The organism is Pararhizobium sp. LjRoot255, assembly GCF_964252905.1.
GTDB lineage: Bacteria > Pseudomonadota > Alphaproteobacteria > Rhizobiales > Rhizobiaceae > Pararhizobium.
The window spans coordinates 3,925,056-3,950,885 of sequence record NZ_CAXUPQ020000001.1; the positions used below are offsets into that span (position 1 = coordinate 3,925,056).

At 59.0% G+C, this 25,830-nt stretch carries 23 protein-coding genes and 1 tRNA gene; 2 read left to right on the forward strand and 22 right to left on the reverse strand.

The annotated features are described in order from the left end of the window. Nucleotide 1: 1 nt before the first annotated feature. The 10 genes from rpsS to rpsL all read right to left on the reverse strand — a co-directional run bounded on the left by rpsS (nucleotide 2) and on the right by rpsL (nucleotide 7,801). A complete protein-coding gene (gene rpsS, locus ACSQ2W_RS18860; protein ID WP_018328281.1) occupies nucleotides 2-280 on the reverse strand; it encodes a 30S ribosomal protein S19 in 279 nt (92 codons plus the stop codon). Between the two features lie 15 nt (nucleotides 281-295). Then, a complete protein-coding gene (gene rplB / locus ACSQ2W_RS18865) occupies nucleotides 296-1,132 on the reverse strand; it encodes a 50S ribosomal protein L2 (RefSeq protein ID WP_264265670.1) in 837 nt (278 codons plus the stop codon). Nucleotides 1,133-1,143: 11 nt separating this feature from the next. Beyond that, a complete protein-coding gene (locus tag ACSQ2W_RS18870; protein WP_037169458.1) occupies nucleotides 1,144-1,437 on the reverse strand; it encodes a 50S ribosomal protein L23 in 294 nt (97 codons plus the stop codon). After that, a complete protein-coding gene (rplD, locus tag ACSQ2W_RS18875; protein WP_436087615.1) occupies nucleotides 1,434-2,054 on the reverse strand; it encodes a 50S ribosomal protein L4 in 621 nt (206 codons plus the stop codon). Before rplD ends, ACSQ2W_RS18870 begins: the two co-directional genes overlap by 4 nt. Nucleotides 2,055-2,066: 12 nt before the next feature. Then, nucleotides 2,067-2,747 carry a 50S ribosomal protein L3 gene (rplC, locus tag ACSQ2W_RS18880; protein WP_113005484.1) on the reverse strand — a complete coding sequence of 227 codons (681 nt, stop codon included), beginning with the start codon at nucleotides 2,745-2,747 and terminating at the stop codon, nucleotides 2,067-2,069. Nucleotides 2,748-2,899: 152 nt separating this feature from the next. Continuing rightward, the gene (gene rpsJ / locus ACSQ2W_RS18885; RefSeq protein WP_003507767.1) at nucleotides 2,900-3,208 is read right to left on the reverse strand and encodes a 30S ribosomal protein S10; all 309 of its coding nucleotides are present in this window, start codon (nucleotides 3,206-3,208) and stop codon (nucleotides 2,900-2,902) included. A gap of 291 nt (nucleotides 3,209-3,499) precedes the next feature. Continuing rightward, the gene (gene tuf / locus ACSQ2W_RS18890; RefSeq protein WP_436087616.1) at nucleotides 3,500-4,675 is read right to left on the reverse strand and encodes an elongation factor Tu; all 1,176 of its coding nucleotides are present in this window, start codon (nucleotides 4,673-4,675) and stop codon (nucleotides 3,500-3,502) included. Between the two features lie 75 nt (nucleotides 4,676-4,750). Beyond that, nucleotides 4,751-6,850 carry an elongation factor G gene (fusA, locus tag ACSQ2W_RS18895; protein ID WP_436087617.1) on the reverse strand — a complete coding sequence of 700 codons (2,100 nt, stop codon included), beginning with the start codon at nucleotides 6,848-6,850 and terminating at the stop codon, nucleotides 4,751-4,753. Between the two features lie 29 nt (nucleotides 6,851-6,879). Next, a complete protein-coding gene (gene rpsG / locus ACSQ2W_RS18900) occupies nucleotides 6,880-7,350 on the reverse strand; it encodes a 30S ribosomal protein S7 (RefSeq protein ID WP_037133877.1) in 471 nt (156 codons plus the stop codon). Between the two features lie 79 nt (nucleotides 7,351-7,429). After that, on the reverse strand, nucleotides 7,430-7,801 hold the full coding sequence (gene rpsL, locus ACSQ2W_RS18905; RefSeq protein WP_003507760.1) for a 30S ribosomal protein S12: 372 nt from the start codon (nucleotides 7,799-7,801) through the stop codon (nucleotides 7,430-7,432). A gap of 564 nt (nucleotides 7,802-8,365) precedes the next feature. On the opposite strand from rpsL, the gene ACSQ2W_RS18910 reads away from it, so the two are divergent. Then, complete coding sequence (locus ACSQ2W_RS18910) at nucleotides 8,366-8,662, forward strand: hypothetical protein (RefSeq protein WP_037133873.1); 297 nt, start codon at nucleotides 8,366-8,368, stop codon at nucleotides 8,660-8,662. A gap of 178 nt (nucleotides 8,663-8,840) precedes the next feature. Here the strand turns inward: ACSQ2W_RS18910 and rpoC are convergent, their stop codons facing one another. From rpoC to ACSQ2W_RS18960, 10 genes are all read right to left on the reverse strand, one after another. Then, complete coding sequence (gene rpoC, locus ACSQ2W_RS18915) at nucleotides 8,841-13,049, reverse strand: DNA-directed RNA polymerase subunit beta' (protein ID WP_436087618.1); 4,209 nt, start codon at nucleotides 13,047-13,049, stop codon at nucleotides 8,841-8,843. 193 nt (nucleotides 13,050-13,242) lie between these two features. Next, on the reverse strand, nucleotides 13,243-17,382 hold the full coding sequence (gene rpoB, locus ACSQ2W_RS18920) for a DNA-directed RNA polymerase subunit beta (protein WP_436087619.1): 4,140 nt from the start codon (nucleotides 17,380-17,382) through the stop codon (nucleotides 13,243-13,245). A 267-nt stretch (nucleotides 17,383-17,649) separates the two neighbouring features. Beyond that, nucleotides 17,650-18,027, reverse strand: coding sequence for a 50S ribosomal protein L7/L12 (gene rplL / locus ACSQ2W_RS18925; protein ID WP_436087620.1), 378 nt, complete (start codon nucleotides 18,025-18,027; stop codon nucleotides 17,650-17,652). 58 nt (nucleotides 18,028-18,085) lie between these two features. Next, nucleotides 18,086-18,607 (reverse strand): 50S ribosomal protein L10, encoded by a 522-nt coding sequence (gene rplJ, locus ACSQ2W_RS18930; protein WP_113004440.1) that lies wholly within the window; start codon nucleotides 18,605-18,607, stop codon nucleotides 18,086-18,088. A 333-nt stretch (nucleotides 18,608-18,940) separates the two neighbouring features. Continuing rightward, nucleotides 18,941-19,639 (reverse strand): 50S ribosomal protein L1, encoded by a 699-nt coding sequence (gene rplA, locus ACSQ2W_RS18935; RefSeq protein WP_436087621.1) that lies wholly within the window; start codon nucleotides 19,637-19,639, stop codon nucleotides 18,941-18,943. A 4-nt stretch (nucleotides 19,640-19,643) separates the two neighbouring features. Next, nucleotides 19,644-20,075 carry a 50S ribosomal protein L11 gene (gene rplK / locus ACSQ2W_RS18940; RefSeq protein ID WP_037133858.1) on the reverse strand — a complete coding sequence of 144 codons (432 nt, stop codon included), beginning with the start codon at nucleotides 20,073-20,075 and terminating at the stop codon, nucleotides 19,644-19,646. A gap of 267 nt (nucleotides 20,076-20,342) precedes the next feature. Next, complete coding sequence (nusG, locus tag ACSQ2W_RS18945; RefSeq protein WP_436081669.1) at nucleotides 20,343-20,873, reverse strand: transcription termination/antitermination protein NusG; 531 nt, start codon at nucleotides 20,871-20,873, stop codon at nucleotides 20,343-20,345. 16 nt (nucleotides 20,874-20,889) lie between these two features. Further along, nucleotides 20,890-21,090, reverse strand: a complete 201-nt coding sequence (gene secE / locus ACSQ2W_RS18950) for a preprotein translocase subunit SecE (RefSeq protein ID WP_436087622.1) — start codon at nucleotides 21,088-21,090, stop codon at nucleotides 20,890-20,892. A gap of 199 nt (nucleotides 21,091-21,289) precedes the next feature. Further along, nucleotides 21,290-21,365, reverse strand: a tRNA-Trp gene (locus tag ACSQ2W_RS18955). 152 nt (nucleotides 21,366-21,517) lie between these two features. After that, the gene (locus tag ACSQ2W_RS18960; protein WP_436087623.1) at nucleotides 21,518-22,411 is read right to left on the reverse strand and encodes an NAD-dependent epimerase/dehydratase family protein; all 894 of its coding nucleotides are present in this window, start codon (nucleotides 22,409-22,411) and stop codon (nucleotides 21,518-21,520) included. 183 nt (nucleotides 22,412-22,594) lie between these two features. Between ACSQ2W_RS18960 and ACSQ2W_RS18965 the strand changes: the two genes are divergently transcribed. After that, nucleotides 22,595-23,395, forward strand: a complete 801-nt coding sequence (locus tag ACSQ2W_RS18965) for a hypothetical protein (protein ID WP_436087624.1) — start codon at nucleotides 22,595-22,597, stop codon at nucleotides 23,393-23,395. Nucleotides 23,396-23,437: 42 nt separating this feature from the next. On the opposite strand, the gene ACSQ2W_RS18970 is transcribed toward ACSQ2W_RS18965, so the two are convergent. Together ACSQ2W_RS18970 and tuf (ACSQ2W_RS18975) are read right to left on the reverse strand one after the other, a co-directional pair. Further along, nucleotides 23,438-24,121 carry a glycosyltransferase gene (locus ACSQ2W_RS18970; protein ID WP_436087625.1) on the reverse strand — a complete coding sequence of 228 codons (684 nt, stop codon included), beginning with the start codon at nucleotides 24,119-24,121 and terminating at the stop codon, nucleotides 23,438-23,440. 533 nt (nucleotides 24,122-24,654) lie between these two features. Then, nucleotides 24,655-25,830 (reverse strand): elongation factor Tu (gene tuf, locus ACSQ2W_RS18975; protein WP_436087616.1); only part of this gene is annotated, 1,176 nt, incomplete at its 5' end.

Genomic DNA, 25,830 nt, shown 5'->3' on the forward strand with positions numbered 1-25,830 from the left:
ATTACTTCCTCTTTGCCTTCTTGTCCGCACCGTGACCGTAATAGGTCCGGGTCGGAGAGAATTCACCGAACTTGTGACCGACCATGTCTTCCGACACGGAAACCGGCACATGCTTGCTGCCATTGTAGACGCCGAAGGTCAGACCGACGAACTGCGGCAGGATGGTGGAGCGACGGCTCCACATCTTGATCACTTCGTTACGACCGCCTTCACGAACCTTCTCAGCCTTCTTGAGAAGATAGCCGTCAACAAACGGACCTTTCCATACTGAACGAGCCATTGGAGACTTCCTCTCTTACTTCTTACGCTGATGACGCGAGCGCATGATGAACTTGTCGGTCGACTTGTTCGAACGCGTGCGCTTGCCCTTGGTGGGCTTGCCCCACGGGGAGACCGGATGACGACCACCCGAGGTGCGGCCTTCACCACCGCCGTGCGGATGGTCAACAGGGTTCATGACGACGCCGCGAACGTGCGGACGCTTGCCGCGCCACACCGAACGGCCGGCCTTGCCGTCGTTGATGTTGCCGTGATCGGGGTTCGATACAGCACCGACCGTTGCAAGGCAGGAGCCATGCACCAGGCGCTGTTCGCCGGAGTTGAGGCGAAGGATCGCCATACCCTGGTCGCGACCGACGAGCTGGACGTAGGCGCCAGCCGAACGGGCGATCTGACCGCCCTTGCCCGGCTTCATCTCGACGTTGTGAACGATCGAACCAACCGGCATGTACTGAAGCGGCATGGTGTTGCCCGGCTTCACGTCGACCTGCTTTTCCGAAGCGATCACCTTGTCGCCGGCAGCAAGACGCTGCGGAGCAAGGATGTATGCCTGCTCGCCATCGGCATAGTTGACGAGCGCGATGAACGCAGTGCGGTTCGGGTCGTATTCGATACGCTCAACCGTGCCTTCGACGTCGAATTTGCGACGCTTGAAGTCGATCAGACGGTAGGTCCGCTTGTGACCGCCGCCCTGGAAGCGCACCGTGATGCGACCGGTGTTGTTACGACCGCCCTTGGAGGAGAGGCCTTCGGTCAGCGCCTTGACGGGCTTGCCCTTCCAGAGGCCGGACCGGTCGACGATGACCAGCTGACGCTGGCTCGGGGTGGTCGGATTGAAACTTTTCAATGCCATTGTTCTATTCCTCAGAGTCCGGTGGAGACGTCGATGGTCTGACCGTCAGCGAGTGTGACGATAGCCTTCTTTACGTCCTTCTGCCGGCCAGCGAAGCCGCGGAAGCGCTTCAGCTTGCCCTTGCGGACCAGCGTGTTCACAGCCGTAACCTTGACGCCGAACAGTGCTTCGATCGCAGCCTTGATTTCCGGCTTCGAGGCACCCTTGGCGACGTTGAAGATGATCTGGTTCTGTTCAGAAACCAGCGTCGACTTTTCGGTGATCGAAGGAGAAACGATCACATCATAGTGGCGAAGGTCAGTCATTTGAACCGCTCCTCAAGAGCTTCAACTGCAGCCTTGGACAGGACGAGCTTGCCGCGGCGCAGAATATCGTAAACATTGATGCCCTGGACCGGCAGAACGTCCACATTCGGGATGTTCTGGGCTGCGAGCTTGAAGTTGCTGTCGAGTTCGACGCCACCGATGAACAGCGCATTGGTCAGGCCGAGGTTCGCGAAAGCGCCGGTCAGCGTCTTCGTCTTGGCCTCAGTCGCAACCAGGTTGTCGACGATGATCAGCTCTTCAGCACGAAGCTTGGCCGACAGCGCGTGGCGCAGGCCGAGAGCGCGAACCTTCTTCGGCAGGTCATGGGCGTGGCTGCGAACAACCGGGCCATGAGCCTTACCACCGCCGCGGAACTGCGGAGCGCGAGCCGAGTGGTGACGAGCGCGGCCCGTACCCTTCTGCTTGAACATCTTGGCGCCGGTGCGCGAAACTTCTGCGCGACCCTTGGCCTTGTGCGTGCCCTGCTGCTTCTTGGCGAGCTGCCAGCGAACGACGCGGGCAATGATATCTTCGCGAGGCTCGAGACCGAAAATCGCGTCGGACAGGGAGACCTGGCCGGCTTCTTTTCCCTCGAGTGTGGTGACTTTGAGATCCATGATCTGGCCCCCTTACTTGGCTGCGCGCACGGCGGCAGGACGCGGAGCGTCAGCCGGGGTGCCGGACTTGATGGCGTCGCGAACGACGATCCATGCGCCCTTGGAGCCGGGTACGGCGCCCTTGACGAGGATCAGACCGCGGTCTTCATCGGTGGAGACCACTTCCAGGTTCTGGGTGGTGATGCGCGTCTGGCCCATGTGACCAGCCATGCGCTTGCCCTTCCAGACGCGGCCCGGATCCTGGTTGGAACCAGTCGAACCATGCGAACGGTGTGATACGGATACGCCGTGCGTTGCACGCAGACCGCCGAAGTTGTGGCGCTTCATCGCACCGGCAAAACCCTTACCGGCAGATGTACCGGTAACGTCGACGAGCTGGCCCGCGACGAAATGGTTTGCAGTGAGTTCGGCGCCGACATCGATCAGGTTGTCCGACGAAACGCGGAACTCGACGACCTTGGCCTTCGGCTCAACGCTTGCGGCAGCAAACTGACCGCGCAACGGCTTGCTCGTGTTCTTGACCTTGGACTGACCAGCACCGAGCTGAACTGCGGTGTAGCCGTTCTTGTCTTCTGTGCGATGGGCAACCACTTGGCAGTTTTCCATCCGCAATACTGTAACTGGGATATGCTCACCAGCGTCGTTATAGACGCGGGTCATCCCAACTTTCTGTGCAATCACACCTGAACGCATTGGTTCATTCCTCTTAAGAGTTAGCGACGGAGAAAACCCCGTTGCATCTCTGGTTTAAGGTCTCCCTCAGATCATCCGCCCGTGTGACGGAAGTTTGGGGGTCGCCCGTTTTTGGAAGCCGTTGGACCGAGATCCACGTACCTTCCTTGTTTTTAAAGCTTGATTTCTACGTCTACGCCGGCAGCGAGATCGAGCTTCATCAGCGCGTCTACTGTCTGCGGGGTCGGATCGACGATATCGAGCAGGCGCTTGTGCGTGCGCATCTCGAACTGTTCACGGCTCTTCTTGTCCACGTGGGGCGAGCGGTTGACCGTGAACTTTTCAATCCGCGTCGGAAGCGGCACCGGACCACGAACCGAAGCACCTGTGCGCTTGGCCGTCGAAACGATTTCCCGCGTGGAGGCGTCAAGAATCCGGTGATCAAACGCCTTGAGGCGGATACGGATATTCTGGCCGTTCATTCGAGTTATCCTTGTTGTTGTTAAGCGAACGCCCCAAATGCGGCGGTTCGTCATTCGTTTCCGGGTGCTGATGCTTCAAAGAGCACAAAGAGCAAATCGCTCTCTGTCCGATTCTGCAATTCGACCCGCCACATATACGTAATCGGCGTCCGACACAATGACCGAACGCCCACGGAAGCACGATTTTTCGCGCTTCCGTCAATTCGAGAGGCATACGATTCTACTCGCATGCTTCGACCAACAAATGATCGAGGAAGCGGCGCCTATGGCGCGCCGCTTCCAACCGAGTTTTTACTCGACGATGCTCGCGACGATGCCGGCGCCGACGGTGCGGCCGCCTTCACGAATTGCGAAGCGCAGCTTTTCTTCCATCGCGATCGGCACGATCAGCTCGACGGCAACGGTGACGTTGTCGCCCGGCATGACCATTTCCGTGCCTTCCGGCAGCGACACGATCCCGGTCACGTCGGTCGTGCGGAAGTAGAACTGCGGACGGTAGTTGGTGAAGAACGGCGTATGACGGCCGCCTTCTTCCTTCGTCAGGATGTAGGCTTCGGCCATGAACTTCTTGTGCGGCTTGACCGAACCCGGCTTGCACAGGATCTGGCCACGCTCGACGCCGTCACGGGTGACGCCACGCAGCAGCGCACCGATGTTGTCGCCGGCCTGGCCCTGATCGAGCAGCTTGCGGAACATTTCAACGCCGGTGCAGGTCGTCTTCGTCGTCGGACGGATGCCGACGATTTCGATTTCCTCGCCAACCTTGACAACGCCACGCTCGACGCGGCCGGTCACAACCGTACCACGGCCCGAGATCGAGAACACGTCTTCGATCGGCATCAGGAACGGCTGGTCGATCGGACGCTCCGGCGTCGGGATGTAGGCGTCAACCGCAGCCATCAGCTCGCGGATCGCGTCTTCGCCGATCTTCTTGTCGCTATCTTCCAGAGCAGCCAGGGCCGAACCCTTGATGATCGGGATGTCGTCGCCCGGGAAGTCGTAGGACGACAGCAGTTCGCGCACTTCCAGTTCGACGAGCTCGAGCAGCTCGGCGTCGTCGACCTGGTCGACCTTGTTCAGGAACACGACGATCGCCGGAACGCCAACCTGACGGGCAAGCAGGATGTGCTCGCGGGTCTGCGGCATCGGGCCGTCGGCGGCCGAGCAGACCAGGATCGCGCCGTCCATCTGGGCAGCACCGGTGATCATGTTCTTGACGTAGTCGGCGTGGCCGGGGCAGTCAACGTGCGCATAGTGACGGGCCGGCGTCTCATATTCGACGTGCGCCGTCGAGATGGTGATGCCGCGCGCCTTTTCTTCCGGGGCGGCGTCGATCTGGTCGTACGCCTTGTATTCGCCGAAATACTTCGTGATCGCTGCCGTCAGCGACGTCTTGCCATGGTCAACGTGGCCGATCGTGCCAATGTTAACGTGCGGCTTGTTGCGCTCAAATTTGCTCTTTGCCATTTCCGGCTCTCCGTTTTCTGACCCCAATCAAGGGGTAATTCTCTTGTTTCTGTCAGATGGCTGAAGGTAGTCCGATCACTTCTGACCGGAATACTTTGCCTGGATTTCCTGTGCCACGTTCGAAGGAACCGGCGCATAGTGATCGAAGGTCATCGTGTACTGTGCGCGGCCCTGGCTCATCGAGCGCAGGTTGTCCACGTACTTGAACATGTTGGCCAGCGGCACGTTGGCGTTGATCACGACGGCGATGCCGCGCGATTCCTGGCCCTGGATCTGACCGCGACGCGAGTTCAGATCGCCGATAACGTCACCGACGTAATCTTCCGGGGTCACGACTTCGACCTTCATCATCGGCTCGAGCAGCTGTGCGCCGGCCTTCTTTGCTGCTTCACGGAAGCAAGCGCGGGAGGCGATTTCGAAGGCGAGGACCGAGGAGTCGACGTCATGGAAGGCACCGTCAATGAGCGTCGCCTTGACGCCGAGCATCGGGAAGCCAGCCAGCGGGCCGGAAGACAGAACGCTTTCGATGCCCTTCTGAACGCCGGGGATGTATTCCTTCGGAATGGAACCACCAACGATCTTGGACTCGAACTTGAAGTCGTCGCCTTCTTCATTCGGTTCGAAGACGATCTTGACGCGCGCGAACTGGCCGGTACCACCGGACTGCTTCTTGTGCGTGTAGTCTTCTTCGTGCTTGCGCGTGATCGATTCACGGTAGGCAACCTGCGGCGCGCCGACGGTGGCTTCAACCTTGAATTCGCGGCGCATGCGGTCGACGAGGATGTCGAGGTGAAGTTCACCCATGCCGGCGATGATCGTCTGACCGGATTCTTCGTCCGTCTTGACGCGGAACGAAGGATCTTCAGCAGCCAGGCGGTTGAGCGCGAGGCCCATCTTTTCCTGGTCGCCCTTGGTCTTCGGCTCGATGGCGATCTGGATGACCGGCTCGGGGAATTCCATGCGCTCGAGGATAACCTGCTTCAGCGGATCGCAGAGCGTGTCGCCGGTGGTGGTTTCCTTGAGGCCGGCGAGAGCAACGATGTCGCCGGCAAAGGCTTCGTCGATGTCTTCACGGGAGTTGGAATGCATCTGCAGCATACGGCCAACGCGCTCGCGCTTTTCCTTGACCGTGTTCATGACCGACGTGCCCTTTTCGAGCTTGCCGGAATAGATGCGGGCGAAGGTGAGCGAACCGACGAAGGGGTCGTTCATGATCTTGAAGGCGAGCATCGAAAGCGGCTCGTCATCGGACGGATGACGCTCGATTTCGGCTTCGGTCTTGACGTCGATGCCCTTGATCGACGGAATGTCGAGCGGCGACGGCAGGTATTCGACAACGGCGTCGAGCAGAGGCTGAACGCCCTTGTTCTTGAACGCTGTACCGCAGAACATCGGATGAAACTTCACGTCGATGGTGCCGCGGCGAACCAGCGCACGGATCTGCTCGTTGTCCGGCATGACGCCGTTCAGGTAGTTTTCCATCGCGGCTTCGTCGATGTCGACGACGGTCTCGATGAGGAGCTCGCGATATTCAGCGGCCTTTTCCTTCATGTCGTCCGGGATTTCGACAACATCCCACTGTGCGCCGAGCGACTCGTCGCGCCAGATGAGAGCGTTCATCTCGATCAGATCGATGACGCCCTTGAATTCCGTCTCAGCGCCGATCGGCAGCTGCATGACGACCGGGATCGCGCCGAGACGCGACTTGATCATCGAAACCGAGCGATAGAAATCGGCGCCGGTCTTGTCCATCTTGTTGCAGAAGATCATCCGCGGAACGTTGTACTTCTCGGCCTGACGCCAGACGGTTTCCGTCTGCGGCTCAACACCGGCGTTGGCATCGAGAAGAGCAATCGCACCGTCGAGAACGCGCAGCGAACGCTCGACTTCGATGGTGAAGTCGACGTGGCCGGGGGTGTCGATGATGTTGAAGCGGCGCATCTTGCCGTCACGGCCCTTCCAGAAGGTCGTCGTCGCAGCGGACGTGATGGTGATGCCGCGTTCCTGCTCCTGCTCCATCCAGTCCATGGTGGCAGCGCCGTCATGGACTTCGCCGATCTTGTGCGACTTGCCCGTGTAGTACAGGATGCGCTCAGTCGTCGTGGTCTTGCCGGCGTCGATGTGCGCCATGATACCGAAATTGCGGTAGTCTTCGATCTTATATTCGCGAGCCATAATGACTGCCTTTCGAAATTGTTCGTCGATTACCAGCGGTAATGCGAGAATGCGCGGTTCGCGTCAGCCATCTTGTGCGTGTCTTCGCGCTTCTTGACGGCGCTGCCCCGGTTGTTCGCAGCATCCATGAGTTCGCCGCAGAGGCGATCGATCATGGTGGTCTCGTTGCGCTTGCGGGCAGCAGCGATCAGCCAGCGGATGGCAAGAGCCTGACGGCGCTCGGGGCGAACATCGACCGGAACCTGGTAGGTAGCACCACCGACGCGACGCGAACGGACTTCGACGTGCGGCGCGATGTTGTCGAGGGCCGAATGGAACACGGTGACCGGCTCCTGCTTCAGCTTGCCCTGCACCAGATCGAAGGCACCGTAAACGATGTTTTCAGCGACCGACTTCTTACCATGAAGCATGATGGCATTCATGAACTTGGTGACGACCAGATCGCCGAACTTCGGGTCCGGATTGATCTCGCGCTTTTCTGCACTATGACGACGGGACATACGTTTTGTCTCTCAACTGTTAACGGGCGCCTTAACACGCGGAGAACCTCGCGCAGCGCCGAATTCTTGGAAAACCGAATTACTTCGGACGCTTCGCACCATACTTGGAGCGGCGCTGCTTGCGGTTCTTGACACCCTGGGTATCGAGAACACCACGGATGATGTGGTAGCGAACGCCCGGCAAGTCCTTGACGCGGCCGCCGCGGATCATGACAACGGAGTGTTCCTGAAGGTTGTGGCCTTCACCCGGAATATAGCCGATGACTTCGAAGCCGTTGGTCAGGCGAATCTTGGCAACCTTACGCAGAGCCGAGTTCGGCTTCTTCGGGGTCGTCGTGTAGACGCGGGTGCAAACGCCGCGCTTCTGCGGGTTTTCCTGCAGAGCAGGAACCTTGTTGCGCTTTACCTGTGCCTGACGCGGCTTACGGATCAGCTGGTTTACGGTAGGCATATAACCATCCCTTACAAAATCTGTCTCATTACCCTTGCGGGCGGATCGATGCCGTCGCCGGCGGTTTCGAACGCTTGATAAATGCGCAAAACGAGGACCGATCCGCCTCTCGGCAGATGGCCCGCAAAAAAGCAGAGGACGCAATGTTTTCAGCGTCTTGCATGCAGCATTTTGTTCTTCAGCGTGCGTTTCGAACCTTGTTTGAGGCGAACTCCAGAACGAGACGTTCCGAACCAGCCAGCCTCACATAGGCTCCGATGGGGCGGGGTGTACTGATTTCAGGGTGTCCCGTCAAGGGGAATTAACAAATATTCTTGCCCGCGCACAGCCGACATGCCTGCAAAACAAGGCTTTTGCGACCGAACCTGCCCTGGCCAACCATCCGGCAGGGCTGAATAGCCGCTGCACTCCGCTCAACTTAAAGAATCATAAAGCAATTTGACAATCCAGTCGAAAGGACAGAATCGGTCGCCCGATTCGTCTTGGATGATTTGTTTTTTAGGGCGCACAGCGCGGCAATACGCGGTAAGGTCGATCACACATCTTTCGAACAAGGACATGACCATGACTGCCATCCCCGACAACGACAACAACCTCGACGGCCCGATGATCTTCATCATCATCGGCAAGGCCTATGAGCAGGATGGCGACGACGAGGGCATCGATATCCATGTCATGCTGCGCGCGCCGGACGACGACACCGCAGTGCGCGAAGCTTTGAACGCGCTTGCTGAAGAAGGTTTCCTCGAGGCCGACCTCGATCAGATCGGCACTCTCACCGACATTCCCGACGACGAACCGCATGCCTCGGCCTATCAGGGCGCGCTGTCAGGCGAAGTGGCGATCATCAAGTTCGGCTGAGCGTCCTTGGACGGCTGATCAACCCGTTCCGGATCGATGCCGGCCGTTCTGAGGCTCGGTTACGGCATGGACCATGCGTCTCGCGATGATCGCCAGATAAAAAAGCCGCCCGGATCGCTCCGGGCGGCTTTTTCAATTGGGTCGGAAAGGGCGGCAGAACCGCCCTCGCCTTTCGGCCCTATTCGGCCGCGGCATCTTCCTTGGCCGCCATGTCGGCGAGCATCGGCGTTGCGGCCTCCGCTCCGGTTCCCTTGCGGCGCTCCTCGAGGATCATCTCGTCGCGAGCCGTCGCAATACGGCGGATCTGGGTCATGGTGCCACCGGTACCGGCCGGGATCAGACGGCCGACGATGACGTTTTCCTTCAGACCCTGCAGGCCGTCGGTCTTGCCGGCAATCGCGGCTTCCGTCAGCACCTTCGTCGTTTCCTGGAAGGAAGCGGCCGAGATGAAGGACGGCGTCTGCAGCGATGCCTTGGTGATGCCGAGCAGGACCGGATCGCCGTAAGCCGGCTTCTTGCCCTGTTCGATCAGCTGATCGTTGACGTCTTCCAGCTCGATGCGGTCGACGCTGTCGCCAACGATATAGGTCGAGTCACCGGCGTCGGTGACTTCAACCTTCTGCAGCATCTGGCGAACGATCACCTCGATGTGCTTGTCGTTGATCACAACGCCCTGCAGACGGTAGACTTCCTGGATTTCGTTGACCAGGTAGGAAGCGAGTGCTTCCACGCCCTTGATCGCCAGGATGTCGTGCGGTGCCGGGTTACCGTCGAGGATGTAGTCACCCTTTTCGATATAGTCGCCATCCTGAAGATGGAAGGGCTTGCCCTTCGGGATCAGGTATTCGACCGGCTCCACACCGTCTTCCGCAGGCTCGATCAGCACGCGGCGCTTGTTCTTGTAGTCGCGGCCGAAGCGGATCGTGCCATCGATTTCGGCGATGATCGCGTGATCCTTCGGACGACGCGCTTCGAAGAGTTCGGCAACGCGCGGCAGACCGCCGGTGATGTCCTTCGTCTTGGCGCTTTCCAGCGGCGAACGTGCAAGCACGTCACCCTGGGAGACCTTCGTGCCCGGCTCGACCGACAGAATGGCGTCGACCGACAACATGAAGCGAGCTTCGCCGCCACGGGCAAGCTTGGCAACCGCGCCATTCTTGTCCTTGATGACGATCGCGGGCTTCAGGTCGATACCGCGCGGCGTCGAACGCCAGTCGATAACCTGACGCTTGGTGATGCCGGTCGCTTCGTCGGTTGCTTCCAGAACGGAGATACCGTCGACGATATCTTCGAAATGAACCGTACCTTCGACTTCCGTCATCATCGGACGCGTGTAGGGGTCCCACTCGGCGAGACGCTGGCCGCGCTTCACCTTGTCGCCGTCATCGACATAGATCTTCGAACCGTAGGCAACGCGCTGCGAGGAGCGTTCGACACCACGTTCGTCGAGGATCTGGATCGCCATATTGCGACCCATCGCGACGAGCACGTTCTCCGAGTTGCGCAACATGTTGCGGTTCTTGATCTGAACCGTGCCTTCATACGACGCTTCGAGGAACGACTGGTCGACCACGGTCGCCGTGCCACCAAGGTGGAACGTACGCATGGTGAGCTGAGTGCCCGGCTCGCCGATCGACTGAGCGGCGATGACGCCGACAGCTTCACCCATGTTGACAGGCGTGCCACGAGCCAGGTCACGGCCGTAGCAGACGCCGCAGACGCCGGTCTGGATTTCGCAGGTCAGCGCTGAACGGATGCGGATCGACTGGATGCCGGCCTTTTCGATTTCGACGACGTCGGCTTCAAGGATCATCTTGCCGGCATCGACGATACGCTCACCGGTGACCGGATGGTCGATGTTGTCAAGCGCCGTGCGGCCGAGAACGCGAGCACCGAGCGAGGCAACGACCTGACCGGCATCGACGATGGCCGTCATGGTCAGGCCCTTGTCGGTACCGCAATCCACCGAGTTGACGATGCAATCCTGCGCGACGTCGACGAGACGGCGGGTCAGGTAGCCCGAGTTCGCGGTCTTCAAGGCGGTGTCTGCGAGGCCCTTACGGGCACCGTGGGTCGAGTTGAAGTACTCGTTAACGGTCAGGCCTTCCTTGAAGTTCGAGATGATCGGCGTCTCGATGATTTCGCCCGAAGGCTTGGCCATCAGGCCGCGCATGCCGCCCAGCTGGCGCATCTGGTTCGGAGAACCACGGGCGCCGGAGTGCGACATCATGTAGATCGAGTTCATCGGCTTCTGACGGCCGTTGTCGTCGAATTCCACCGCCTTGATGCGTGCCATCATCTCGTCGGCGACCTTTTCAGTCGCCTTGCCCCAGGCGTCGACAACCTTGTTGTACTTTTCGCCCTGGGTGATGAGGCCATCATTGTACTGCTGCTCGTATTCCTTCACCAGGCTTTCGGTGTCACCAACGATCTTGGCCTTGGTGTCCGGAATGACCATGTCGTCCTTGCCGAACGAAATGCCGGCGCGGCAGGCATGGGCGAAGCCGAGCTGCATGATACGGTCGCAGAAAATCACCGTGTCCTTCTGGCCGCAATGACGGTAGACCGTGTCGATCATCTTGGAGATGTTCTTCTTGGTCAGTTCCTGGTTGCAGACGTCGAACGGCACATTGACGTTCTTCGGCAGAAGTTCGCCGATGAGCATACGGCCCGGCGTCGTTTCGAAGATCTTCGAAACCGGCTTGCCTTCGGCATCGACAGTCTTGAAGCGGCCGCGGATCTTGGCATGCAGCGTCACGGCCTTGGTTTCAAGCGCGTGATGCAGTTCGCCGAGATCGGAGAAGGCCATGCCTTCGCCCGGCTCGTTCTGGTTCATGATCGACAGGTAGTAGAGGCCGAGAACCATGTCCTGCGACGGAACGATGATCGGTGCACCGTTGGCCGGATGCAGGATGTTGTTGGTCGACATCATCAGCACGCGGGCTTCCAGCTGCGCTTCGAGCGACAGCGGAACGTGAACAGCCATCTGGTCACCGTCGAAGTCGGCGTTGAACGCTGTGCAGACGAGCGGATGCAGCTGGATCGCCTTGCCTTCGACCAGGGTGGGTTCAAAGGCCTGGATGCCCAGGCGGTGCAGCGTCGGCGCGCGGTTCAGGAGAACCGGATGTTCGCGGATGACTTCGTCGAGGATATCCCAGACTTCCGGCTTTTCCTTCTCAACCAGCTTCTTCGCCTGCTTGACGGTCGAGGAGTAACCCTTGGCGTCGAGACGGGCGTAGATGAACGGCTTGAACAGTTCGAGCGCCATCTTCTTCGGCAGGCCGCACTGGTGCAGCTTCAGTTCCGGGCCGGTCACGATAACCGAGCGGCCGGAATAGTCGACGCGCTTGCCGAGCAGGTTCTGACGGAAGCGGCCCTGCTTGCCCTTGAGCATGTCGGACAGCGACTTCAGCGGACGCTTGTTGGCACCGGTGATGACGCGGCCGCGGCGGCCGTTGTCGAACAGCGCATCCACAGATTCCTGCAGCATGCGCTTTTCGTTGCGGATGATGATGCCCGGCGCACGAAGCTCGATCAGGCGCTTCAGACGGTTGTTACGGTTGATAACACGGCGATAGAGATCGTTGAGGTCGGACGTCGCGAAACGTCCACCATCCAGGGGAACCAGCGGACGCAGGTCCGGCGGGATCACCGGGACGACCTTCATGATCATCCATTCCGGACGGTTGCCGGAGTCCATGAAGTTCTCGACGATCTTCAAGCGCTTCATCAGCTTCTTCTGCTTCAGCTCGGACGTGGTGTCAGCCATTTCCGAACGCAGATCGCCGGCGATCTTGTCGAGGTTCATCGAAGCGAGCATCTCGTAGATGGCTTCCGCGCCGATCATCGCCGTGAACTGATCTTCGCCGAACTCGTCGACGGCGATCATGTACTCTTCTTCCGAGAGGAGCTGGTTTTCCTTGAGGGACGTCAGGCCCGGCTCGGTGACGATGTAGTTTTCGAAATAGAGGACGCGCTCGATATCCTTCAGCGTCATGTCGAGCAGCGTTGCGATGCGGCTCGGCAGGGACTTCAGGAACCAGATGTGGGCAACGGGAGCGGCGAGCTCGATATGACCCATGCGCTCACGGCGAACGCGCGACAGCGTGACCTCGACGCCGCACTTTTCGCAGATGATGCCCTTGTACTTCATGCGCTTGTACTTGCCGCACAGACACTCATAGTCCTTGATTGGGCCAAAGATGCGCGCGCAGAAAAGGCCGTCGCGTTCCGGCTTGAACGTCCGGTAGTTGATCGTCTCCGGCTTCTTGATCTCACCGTAAGACCAGGAGAGGATCTTCTCCGGCGAGGCAATCGAGATCCGGATGGAATCGAAAGTCTGTGCAGGCACCTGCGGATTGAAAAGATTCATGACCTCTTGGTTCATGCCTATCTCCTTCGTGGGCGTATCGCCCTCTTCTTGGCTGGACGGTTCCGGCAAATCCCGGGCGCCGGACCGCAGCCTGAAAATGATAAAACCGCATTTTATGCGGCCGCATTTCCTGCCCTACCCCTTAAGCGCGGGATCGGGCGGAAACGGTGCGCGCCGCTTGGACAGCGGCACGCACCTTGATGATGACTTACTCGGCGGCGTCCGGCAGTTGCGTCGCCTGCAGCTCTTCGAGCTTCGAGTTTTCGAGCTCGACGGACAGACCCAGCGACCGCATTTCCTTGACGAGAACGTTGAAGCTCTCCGGAATGCCTGCCTCGAAGGTGTCGTCGCCACGGACGATCGCTTCGTAGACCTTGGTACGACCGGCCACGTCGTCCGACTTCACCGTCAGCATTTCCTGCAGGGTGTAGGCGGCGCCGTAGGCTTCCAGAGCCCAGACTTCCATTTCCCCGAAGCGCTGACCGCCGAACTGCGCCTTGCCGCCCAGCGGCTGCTGGGTAACGAGCGAGTAAGGACCGATCGAACGGGCGTGGATCTTGTCGTCGACAAGGTGGTTCAGCTTCAGCATGTAGATGTAGCCGACGGTGACCTGGCGGTCGAACTGATCGCCGGTACGGCCGTCATACAAGGTCGACTGACCGGTGACCTTCAGGCCTGCCTGCTCCAGCATCTCGTTGACGTCGGCTTCCACCGCGCCGTCGAAGACCGGCGTTGCGATCGACACGCCGCGGCGGGTCTGCTCGGCCAGGCGGACGATCGATTCATCGTCGTACTGCTTGATCGGCTCGCCCTTCGGACCGGACCCGATGACACTGTCGATGGTGTCGCGCAGCGGCTGTATGTCAGCACCCGCCTTGTAGGCATCGAGCATCGCGCCGATCTTCTTGCCCATGCCGGCACAAGCCCAGCCGAGATGGGTTTCGAGGATCTGGCCGACGTTCATGCGCGAAGGCACGCCGAGCGGGTTCAGAACGACGTCGACATGCGTGCCGTCTTCCAGGAACGGCATGTCTTCGATCGGCACGATGCGGGAAACCACACCCTTGTTGCCGTGACGGCCGGCCATCTTGTCGCCCGGCTGGATCTTGCGCTTCACAGCGACGAAGACCTTGACCATCTTCATGACGCCCGGAGGCATTTCATCGCCGCGCTGGACCTTTTCGACCTTGTCCATGAAGCGGTGCTCAAGCAGCGACTTGGATTCGTCGTACTGGCCACGCAGGGCTTCGACTTCGCCCTGAGCCTTTTCGTCTTCAACTGCGAACATCCACCATTGCGAGCGGGGATATTCGGAGATGACGGCGTTCGAAAGCTCGGTGCCCTTCTTGAAGCCCTTCGGACCTGCAACCGCGACGTGGCCGCGCAGCATGTCGAGAAGACGCGAGTAGACGTTGCGGTCGAGGATCGCCTGTTCGTCGTCGCGGTCCTTTGCGAGACGTTCGATCTCTTCGCGCTCGATTGCCATCGCGCGTTCGTCTTTTTCCACGCCATGGCGGTTGAAGACGCGGACTTCGACGATGGTGCCGAATGTGCCCGGAGGCATGCGCATCGAGGTGTCGCGGACGTCGGAGGCCTTTTCACCGAAGATGGCGCGCAGAAGCTTTTCTTCCGGCGTCATCGGGCTTTCGCCCTTCGGCGTGATCTTGCCGACGAGAATGTCGCCCGGCTGAACTTCCGCACCGATGTAGACGATACCGGCTTCATCGAGGTTCTTCAGCGCTTCTTCCGAGACGTTCGGAATGTCGCGGGTGATTTCTTCCGGACCGAGCTTGGTGTCGCGCGCCATCACTTCGAATTCTTCGATGTGGATGGAGGTGAACACGTCATCGCGAACGATACGCTCGGAAAGCAGGATCGAGTCTTCGTAGTTATAGCCGTTCCAGGGCATGAACGCGACGAGCGCGTTGCGGCCGAGGGCCAGATCGCCGAGATCGGTCGACGGACCGTCAGCGATGATGTCGCCCTTGTTCAGAACGTCGCCAACGGTGACCAGCGGACGCTGATTGACGCAGGTGTTCTGGTTGGAACGCTGGAACTTCTGCAGACGGTAGATATCGACACCGGACTTGCCGGCTTCGAGGTCTTCCGTGGCACGGATAACGATACGGGTCGCGTCGACCTGGTCGACGACGCCGCCACGGCGAGCGGCGATAGCTGCACCGGAGTCACGCGCCACGACCGGCTCCATGCCGGTTCCCACGAACGGTGCTTCGGCACGCAGCAGAGGCACGGCCTGACGCTGCATGTTCGAGCCCATGAGAGCACGGTTGGCGTCGTCGTTTTCGAGGAACGGAATGAGCGCTGCCGCGACGGAAACGAGCTGCTTGGGCGAAACGTCCATCAGGTTGATCTGGTCGCGCGGAGCCAGCATGACGTCACCGGCGTGACGGCAGACGACGAATTCTTCCACGAACGACTGGTCGGCAGCAAGTTCGGAGTTGGCCTGAGCCACGTGATACTTGGCTTCTTCCATCGCCGACAGATAGACAACATCCTTCGTCACCTTGCCATCGACGATCTTGCGGTACGGGCTTTCGATGAAGCCGTACTTGTTGACACGGGCGAAGGTTGCGAGCGAGTTGATCAGACCGATGTTCGGGCCTTCCGGCGTTTCGATCGGGCAGATACGGCCGTAGTGGGTCGGGTGAACGTCGCGGACTTCGAAGCCGGCGCGTTCGCGCGTCAGACCACCCGGTCCAAGAGCCGAGAGACGGCGCTTGTGGGTGATTTCCGACAGCGGGTTGACCTGGTCCATGAACTGCGACAGCTGCGAGGAACCGAAGAACTCGCGGACGGCTGCAGCAGCCGGCTTGGCGTTGATCAGGTCCTGCGGCATGACGGTGTCGATTTCGATCGACGACATACGTTCCTTGATCGCGCGCTCCATGCGAAGCAAGCCGAGGCGATACTGGTTTTCCATCAGTTCGCCGACCGAACGCACACGGCGGTTGCCGAGGTTGTCGATATCGTCGATCTCGCCCTTGCCGTCGCGCAGGTCGACCAGCATCTTGACGACAGCCAGGATGTCTTCCTTGCGCAGGACACGGACGGTGTCGGCCGCATCGAGGTCAAGGCGCATGTTCATCTTCACGCGGCCAACGGCGGAGAGGTCATAACGCTCCGCATCGAAGAACAGCGTGTTGAACATGGCTTCAGCCGAATCCATGGTCGGCGGTTCGCCCGGACGCATGACGCGGTAGATATCGAACAGAGCGTCCTGACGGTTCTCGTTCTTGTCCACGGTCAGCGTGTTGCGGATATAGGCACCGACATTGATGTGGTCGATGTCGAGAACCGGGATTTCGTCGAAACCGGCTGCGAGGATGACGCCGAGCGTCTTCTCGTCGATTTCATCACCGGCCTCGAGGAAGATTTCACCCGTCGACATGTTGACGAGGTCTTCAGCAAGGAAGTTGCCGTAGAGATCGTCGTCGGAGGCCTTGATGGCCTTCAGGCCCTTTTCCTTCAGCGTCTTCAACAGGCGCGGCGTCAGCTTCTTGCCGGACTCGACCACGACTTCGCCGGTGTCGGCGTCGATCAGGTCGGAGAGGGCCTTCTGGCCCTTTAGCGTATCCGGCTGGAATGGAATGCGCCAGCCCTTGCCGTCGCGCTGGTAGTCCGACTTTGTGTAGAAGGTCTCGAGGATTTCCTCGCCGTCCATGCCGAGCGCCATCAGGAGCGACGTGACAGGGATCTTGCGGCGGCGGTCGATACGCGCGTGGACCACGTCCTTGGCATCGAATTCGATGTCGAGCCAGGAGCCGCGATACGGGATGACGCGGGCAGCGAACAACAGCTTGCCCGAGGAATGGCTCTTGCCCTTGTCGTGATCGAAGAACACGCCCGGCGAACGGTGCATCTGGGAAACGATGACGCGCTCGGTGCCGTTGACGATGAACGTGCCGTTGCTGGTCATGAGCGGCATGTCGCCCATGTAGACGTTCTGTTCCTTGATGTCCTTGATGGACTTGGCGCCCGTATCCTCGTCGATATCAAACACGATGAGGCGCAGCGTCACCTTCAGGGGCGCTGCATAAGTCAGGTCGCGTTGACGGCATTCCTCGACGTCGAACTTGGGCTGTTCGAACTCGTAGGAAACGAATTCGAGCATCGAAGCGCCGGAGAAATCCGTGATCGGAAATACGGACTTGAAAACGGACTGAAGCCCCTCATCCGGACGGCCGCCCTGCGGCTCGTCGACCATGAGGAACTGGTCGTAGGATGCCTTCTGAACCTCGATGAGGTTCGGCATTTCTGCGACTTCGGGAATTTTACCAAAAAACTTGCGTACGCGCCTACGACCATTGAAAGAAAGGGTCTGAGCCATCGTCGCTCCTTCAAATTTTGCATCCGGGCCTGCAACGGACGGGAACCGATGGCCAGTCGACCCCGTCAATCAATGGGTTGTCCAATCTCGTCCAACCTCCAAAAACGCTCAGCGCGGATTGCTGTGCTATCCTTGGATCGAGACCATCCTTTTGAAGAACCCATTACCCAAAAGCCGTTTTTCAACAGGCTTTTGGGTAATACGTTCAAAAAACGATGAAAGAGAGGCGGCCCTTTACGGGCCACCCCTCCTTAGAAACAGGCACGATTACTTGACGTCGACCTTGGCGCCAGCGTCTTCGAGCTTCTTCTTGAGATCAGCGGCTTCAGCCTTGGAAACAGCTTCCTTGACAGCCTTCGGAGCGGCTTCAACGAGGTCCTTGGCTTCCTTCAGGCCGAGGCCCGTGATAGCGCGAACTTCCTTGATGACGTTGATCTTGTTTGCGCCGGCATCAGCGAGGATGACGTCGAATTCAGTCTTTTCTTCTTCAACAACAGCAGCAGCACCGGCGCCGCCAGCAGCAGCAACTGCTACCGGAGCAGCAGCGGAAACGCCCCACTTTTCTTCAAGAAGCTTCGACAGTTCTGCAGCTTCCAGAACGGTCAGCGAGGACAGGTCGTCTACGATCTTAGAGAGATCAGCCATTTTTTAGTTCCTTTTGTTCGGTTCGAACTTGGTTAGATATAAACAACGAAAAACCGCCTTATGCGGCTTCTTCGTCCTTCTTGGCGTAGGCCGCGAACACGCGGGCAAGCTGGCTTGCCGGTGCTGCAACAACGCTTGCGATGCGGGTAGCCGGTGTCTGGATCATGCCCAGCAGCTTCGCACGCAGTTCATCCAGCGAAGGCAGGGTCGCAAGCGACTTGACTGCATCCGCATTGAGCGTCGTTGCTCCCATGGCGCCACCCAGAACAACGATCTTGTCGTTGGTCTTGGCGAAATCCATGACAACCTTCGGAGCCGTGATCGGATCGGCGCTGAATGCAACCAGCGTCTGACCCTTGAAGAGATTGGTCATCCCTTCGGCTTCCGTACCCTGAAGGGCGATCTTGGCCAGGCGGTTCTTCGCGACTTTGACGGTGCCGCCAGCAGCGCGCATCTTCGAACGGAAGTCGTTCATCTGTGCGACTGTGACACCAGCATAGTGGGCCACGACAACCGAACCGGCGCCCTTGAAGGACTCGTTCAGCTCCGTGACGAATTCGCGTTTTTCCGCTCTTTCCACTGCCTATCTCCAGTTGACGGGACCACGAAATGCAGTCCCATCGGGTTTGCCTTTGCCACATGGGATCAGAATTGATCCCAAGCGACGCTCGAGGATCCTGTCCCCTGCGCGTTCCCGTTTTAAGCGGGTCCGGCACAAGGCAAGCCGAGGTTCGAACCGAATTCCCACGCTTTCGCGCGTCAAATGAAATTCGGGACTCACCCGTCTCATGCAGGCTGAAGTGATTAAGGGATAACCACCTGCAATCTCGGACAGGAGTTCCGGGTTTGAACCCGGAATTTCCGGCCCCGAAAGGCCGGAAATCTTGGACCGGACCGAAGTCCGGATAAATTACTAAGCGACGGTGACCGACGAAGGATCAACCTTGACGCCCGGGCCCATGGTCGAGGAAATCGCCACGCGCTTGACGTAGTTGCCCTTGGCGCCTGCCGGCTTTGCCTTGATGACCGCATCCGCGAAAGCGCGAATGTTTTCTTCGATGGCGGAAGCGGTGAAGGAAGCCTTGCCGATACCGGCATGAACGATACCGGCCTTCTCGACGCGGAATTCGACGGCGCCGCCCTTCGATGCCTTGACAGCACCGGCAACGTCCATGGTGACCGTCCCGACCTTCGGGTTCGGCATCATGCCGCGAGGTCCGAGAACCTTACCGAGGCGGCCGACGAGCGGCATCATGTCCGGGGTCGCGATGCAGCGATCGAAATCGATCTTGCCGCCCTGAACGATTTCGACCAGGTCTTCCGCGCCAACGACATCTGCGCCAGCAGCCTTGGCTTCATCAGCCTTGGCGCCACGGGCGAAAACGGCGACACGAACGTCACGGCCAGTGCCGTTCGGCAGGTTGACGACACCACGGACCATCTGGTCGGCATGACGCGGATCAACGCCGAGGTTCATCGCAACTTCGATGGTCTCGTCGAACTTGGCGATGGCACGAGCCTTCACCAGGGAAATTGCCTCGGGCAGAGCAACGAGCTTCGTCGGGTCGATGCCTTCGCGGGTCTTCTGTACACGCTTTGCAAGCTTTACCATGATCTTAGCCCACCACTTCCAGACCCATGGCGCGGGCGGAGCCCTCGATCATGGTCATTGCGCCTTCGATATCGGCTGCGTTCAGGTCCTTCATCTTGGCTTTGGCGATCGTCTCGATCTGAGCCTTGGTGAGCTTGCCTGCGGTCGCACCCTTGCCCGGCGTCTTCGAGCCGGACGAGATCTTTGCTTCCTTCTTCAGGAAGTAGCTGACCGGCGGCTGCTTCATGATGAAGGTGAAGGACTTGTCCTGGTAGTAGGTGATGACGACCGGGATCGGCATGCCCTTTTCGAGTTCCTGCGTGGCGGCATTGAACGCCTTGCAGAATTCCATGATGTTTACGCCACGCTGACCAAGCGCCGGGCCGATCGGCGGGGACGGGTTTGCCGATCCTGCCTTGACCTGAAGCTTGAGCTGGCCTGCAACTTTCTTAGCCATTTCTCTCTGCCTTTTGGTTTTTCCTGCCTCACCGCCGTCAGATGACGGACTGAACCAGGAAACGTTCCGACCGGTTTCCCGGTCCTTCATGCCATCCCTCGTCAAAGGGAGTAGCGGCTGCGGTTGCGTGGTGCGGAACGCCGATCCGGCTAAGACCGGTTTCCTTCCACGCGGATTGCGGGTCACCCCGCCTTTACCGGATACGAATATCCGGAAAACAAAAGAATGCCGCGCAGCCGGTTACCCCAGCGCTGCGGCAATCAGAAATCAGACTTTCTCGACCTGAGCGTATTCAAGGTCTACCGGCGTCGCACGGCCAAAGATCGAGACTTCGACCTTGAGGCGCGAACGCTCTTCGTCCACGTCCTGCACGATACCGTTGAACGACGCAAACGGACCGTCGGATACGCGAACCTGCTCGCCGATCTCGAACGAGATCGAAGGCTTCGGACGATCGACACCGTCCTGCACCTGACCGAGAATGCGCTCGGCCTCGAAATCCGGAATCGGAACCGGCTTGTTGTCGGACCCGAGGAAGCCGGTCACCTTCGGCGTATTCTTGATGAGGTGATAAGCCTCGTCCGTCAGATCGGCACGCACGAGCACGTAGCCGGGAAAGAACTTACGCTCGGCATCGACCTTGCGACCGCGACGAACTTCAACAACCTTTTCGGTCGGGACGAGAATCTTCTCAAACAGATGGCTGAGCCCCTTCTGCTTAGCCTTCTCCTCGATCGATTCTGCAACCTTCTTCTCGAAATTCGAGTAGGCGTGAACAATGTACCAACGCGCTGCCATATTCATCCCCACCCGTTCAGATGCCAGCATTCAGGACGAGGCCGATCAGCCAGCCCATCAGTTGGTCCGCAGCAAAAAAGAAGAGTGCCGCAAAGAAGACCATGACGAATACCATCAGCGTCGAGATCATCGTCTCGCGCCGCGAAGGCCATGTCACTTTCGACGTCTCGGAGCGCACCTGCTGCAGAAACGTAAACGGATTTGTTTTGGATGCCATTGAATGCTCACGCCTTAACGGCCCGTAAAGCTGACGATCAGCCCCACGCGCCGCGTGTCTGTTTGAACCCTACATAAAGACCGATTCTATAAATCACAAGAGGTCAACGGTCTTTTTGCGAAATTAGCCGGAAAAAGGCAAGCCCTCTTCCTGTATGTGCCGCCACGCCGCCGCTGCATATATGTTGCGCTGGTTCGAATGGCAGGGGCAGCAGGGCTCGAACCTGCGACCTGCGGTTTTGGAGACCGCCGCTCTACCAACTGAGCTATACCCCTATATCCCAGCGCTGATGCCAAAAACCTGTGCGCTGCGGTAAGTCTGCGGCTTATTATTCAGTTTGCCCGGCGATGACAAGCGCCTTTACGGGAAAAAGAGAAAGAATTCGGCGATATCCGGCTTTCTTTTTCACCGAGCAAACGGGCCTCGCTCACTTGCTGACATATTTCCGCCAGTCATGCTCTTCCTTGAACCCGAGCACCTCGCGGATCTTGCGATTGGACAGAAGCCCCTCGAATTCGCCGATTTCCCGCGTGAACGGCACATTGGGGAAATAGCGCGCCGCAAGCTCGCGCGACGGCGTATCGGCCGATACCGTGTCGTTCGCCGCGTTGAAGACCTGGAAGCCCATGCCGTCCTTCTCAATGCAGAGCTTGACGATCTGGCCGAGATCGCGCGCATCAATATAACTCCAGGCGATGCGCTTGCGGATTTCCGGATTGGCGAAATAAGCCGGAAAACGCTCGTATTCGTGCGGTTCGATTACATTGCCGATACGCAGAGCATAGATGTCGAAACCCGAGCGCTCGGCAAAGGCGCGCGCTGTCTTTTCGTTGATCACCTTCGACAGGCCGTAACTGTCCATCGGATCGACGTCATAGTCCTCCTCCAGCGGAAACTGATGGAAATCGCGATGGCCTTCGGCGAAGCAGACGCCATAGGTGGTTTCACTGGACGCAACGATGATCTTGCGGATGCCGCGCTTCACCGCCGCCTCGATGACATTGTAGGTGCCCATTGTGTTGATGCGGAACGTCTCGTTATCCGGTTTGATCAAGATGCGCGGCACGGCTGCGAAATGCACCACTGCATCAAAAACCTGCGGCCCCTGCCCGTGTTCCAGATCCGGGAAATCCCGATGCATCGACATGACGTTGAACATCTGGCCGCTATCGGTGATGTCGGCGATGAGATTGGTGACGCCGGGGCTGTCGAGCGGAACCAGATCGACGTTATGAACCTCGTAGCCGGCCTCGACCAGATATGGCACGGCATGCCGCCCCGCCTTGCCCGCACCGCCGGTGAACAGAATCCGCTTGCTCATGGGACATCCTCCGATTGCTGGCCACCCGCACGGGCGGCGGCTTTCCTCGTCAAAACCGATATGCCCTGTCCGTTCCGAAGCCGCAACGTTATTTCTGCGTTGCAAGGGATGACGGAAGGCTCGGCGTCATCTATGTCGTACTGCGCTAGGTATAACAGTCCGGACGGCCACAAGAACATGTCGATGCAAGCCGAAGATTTCGAAGCGCTTCTCTCAGACTATGAAATGGTGGCGTTGATCGCCAACAGCGAAAGCGTCGATATCAACACGATCACGCGCACTTTGCCGGACAAAACACTCTACGTCTTCTTCACGGGATGCGCCAAAGTCCTCCCCCGGCCTTTCGACAAGGACGCCGTACTCTGTCATCGCCTCGTCGCCGGCGGTACGCGCTTCCTGAAGTCACAGAAGCATTTCGACAAGGCCTACAGTCTTTTTACGCGTCGCCTGAAGGCTGAAATCGGGGTGATCGCCGATCGCGGGGTTCCAGAAGGCGGCCCCGGTGTGGCGGCGCCGCGAAAAAGCACCCTGGTGCCGCACACGCTCGATTTCGACTATGCGTTCGGCCCGCTCTACCCCATGAACCGCATGCCGACGACAGGGTTTGCCATTGCCGTCTGGCTTGCGGAGAAGATGCCGCATGCCAACGTCTGCCTTTGCGGCTTTACCGGCGTCGCCGGCTTGCAGTTCAGCATGTACACGGAACATGACTGGACGTTCGAGCAGATCATGCTGCAGCTCTTCGTCAAGAAGGGGCGCATCCGGCGTTTCGAGGAAAGCCTCGGCGAACCGGCCGGCTCGTTCGCCCGTATCCACAACCGATTCCCGGAGTTCAGCGAAGCGACGATCGCGCTCGTCGCCACCAATGTCCTTGCCAACCGCTTCACCGGCATGGAGCGGCAGGTTGCCAAGCTCTGGTCGAAGACGAAGCTCGAGCGCCGCATCCGCGGCTTCTTCAAGCGCTTCAAGAGCTTCGGCCACTGAAACGCGCACATTGCGCGTTTCAGTATAGCATCGTCCGTGCGATCAGCGTTGTGCGACGTAGAGAACGCGATCGCGCGCACCGAACCATTCCGCGGCGTAATCGTCGTTCTTGTATTCCTCGAAATACGGACCACCGTCGGTGAAGTGCACAAGGTTGGCGTCTGCGTTGTAGTCGTATTCGTTGACCAGCCAGTTCCAGGTTTGCGGCAGGGCACCGATCAGTTCATCCGATTCGAGCCACTTGAACTGGTGTAACTGCAAGCCTGTCGCGGTGTTGACGAAGTCCGGCTTCAGCGACTGGCACTTGGCGTTGTTGAAAAGAATGACGCTCGACCAGTTCTTCTTCTCGTATTTGGTCTGGGTTTGTCCCAGAAACTTGGTCTCGATCTTCGGCGTATAGTCGTGCTTGACGCACATGGCGGCATAGCCGTCATCGCGCAACTCCCAGAGCTTGGCGATGTCCGTGCGCATCAGCATGTCGCAATCGGCAAAAAGGCTCCAGCCTTCATAGTTGCTGAGATAGGGAACGAGAAACCGCGAAAAGGAAAACTCCGTTGACTGCAGCTGATTGCGTTCACGCGTGAAAACACCGCCGAGGTTGCTCAGCGATATCGGAATAAACTCGACCGGAATGGAGCTTTTTTCCAGAATGCTCTGACAAAATACATGATAGGCCACGACTTCCTTGCTGTCGAAACCAATGAATACGCGCGCTTTATCCGCCATTTCCCCTCCGTAAACAACAAACGGCCGCATGCCCGGCATGCGGAACAATAACTCAAACACGCTCCTCGGACGTCTTCTTTCCCCGAAGTAAGGAGCGAGCATATCAAGGCTTAATTTGAGCCGCCGGATTATTCAACCGCGATACAGTCAAGTTTTGTCGCGTTGTGAAAGATCGAGATATAATCGGGACAACCGTTACCATACGGCATCTTGCCGCAGCTTGATGCAGTGCCGCAAAAACCGGCAGGAGGATAACGCAAAAAAGGCCCTGCTGTTTCCAACAGGGCCTTTCCAGAAATCCAGTCATCTTAGGCGATTACTCGACGATGGATGCGACTATACCGGCGCCGCCGCGAATTCGCGCTTGCGCGCCAATTCGCCATCCTACCTGCCGTCGGCGGCAACGGCTCGGCGCTACGATTTTTTATTCAACAATCGAAGCGACGATGCCGGCGCCGACGCGAATTCGCGCTTGCGCGCCAATTCGCCATCCTAGCTGCCGTCGGCTCGCAACGGCTCGGCGCTACGATTTGTTATTCAACAATCGAAGCGACGATGCCGGCGCCGACGGTGCGGCCGCCTTCACGAATTGCGAAGCGCAGCTTTTCTTCCATCGCGATCGGCACGATCAGCTCGACGGCAACGGTGACGTTGTCGCCCGGCATGACCATTTCCGTGCCTTCCGGCAGCGACACGATCCCGGTCACGTCGGTCGTGCGGAAGTAGAACTGCGGACGGTAGTTGGTGAAGAACGGCGTATGACGGCCGCCTTCTTCCTTCGTCAGGATGTAGGCTTCGGCCATGAACTTCTTGTGCGGCTTGACCGAACCCGGCTTGCACAGGATCTGGCCACGCTCGACGCCGTCACGGGTGACGCCACGCAGCAGCGCACCGATGTTGTCGCCGGCCTGGCCCTGATCGAGCAGCTTGCGGAACATTTCAACGCCGGTGCAGGTCGTCTTCGTCGTCGGACGGATGCCGACGATTTCGATTTCCTCGCCAACCTTGACAACGCCACGCTCGACGCGGCCGGTCACAACCGTACCACGGCCCGAGATCGAGAACACGTCTTCGATCGGCATCAGGAACGGCTGGTCGATCGGACGCTCCGGCGTCGGGATGTAGGCGTCAACCGCAGCCATCAGCTCGCGGATCGCGTCTTCGCCGATCTTCTTGTCGCTATCTTCCAGAGCAGCCAGGGCCGAACCCTTGATGATCGGGATGTCGTCGCCCGGGAAGTCGTAGGACGACAGCAGTTCGCGCACTTCCAGTTCGACGAGCTCGAGCAGCTCGGCGTCGTCGACCTGGTCGACCTTGTTCAGGAACACGACGATCGCCGGAACGCCAACCTGACGGGCAAGCAGGATGTGCTCGCGGGTCTGCGGCATCGGGCCGTCGGCGGCCGAGCAGACCAGGATCGCGCCGTCCATCTGGGCAGCACCGGTGATCATGTTCTTGACGTAGTCGGCGTGGCCGGGGCAGTCAACGTGCGCATAGTGACGGGCCGGCGTCTCATATTCGACGTGCGCCGTCGAGATGGTGATGCCGCGCGCCTTTTCTTCCGGGGCGGCGTCGATCTGGTCGTACGCCTTGTATTCGCCGAAATACTTCGTGATCGCTGCCGTCAGCGACGTCTTGCCATGGTCAACGTGGCCGATCGTGCCAATGTTAACGTGCGGCTTGTTGCGCTCAAATTTGCTCTTTGCCAT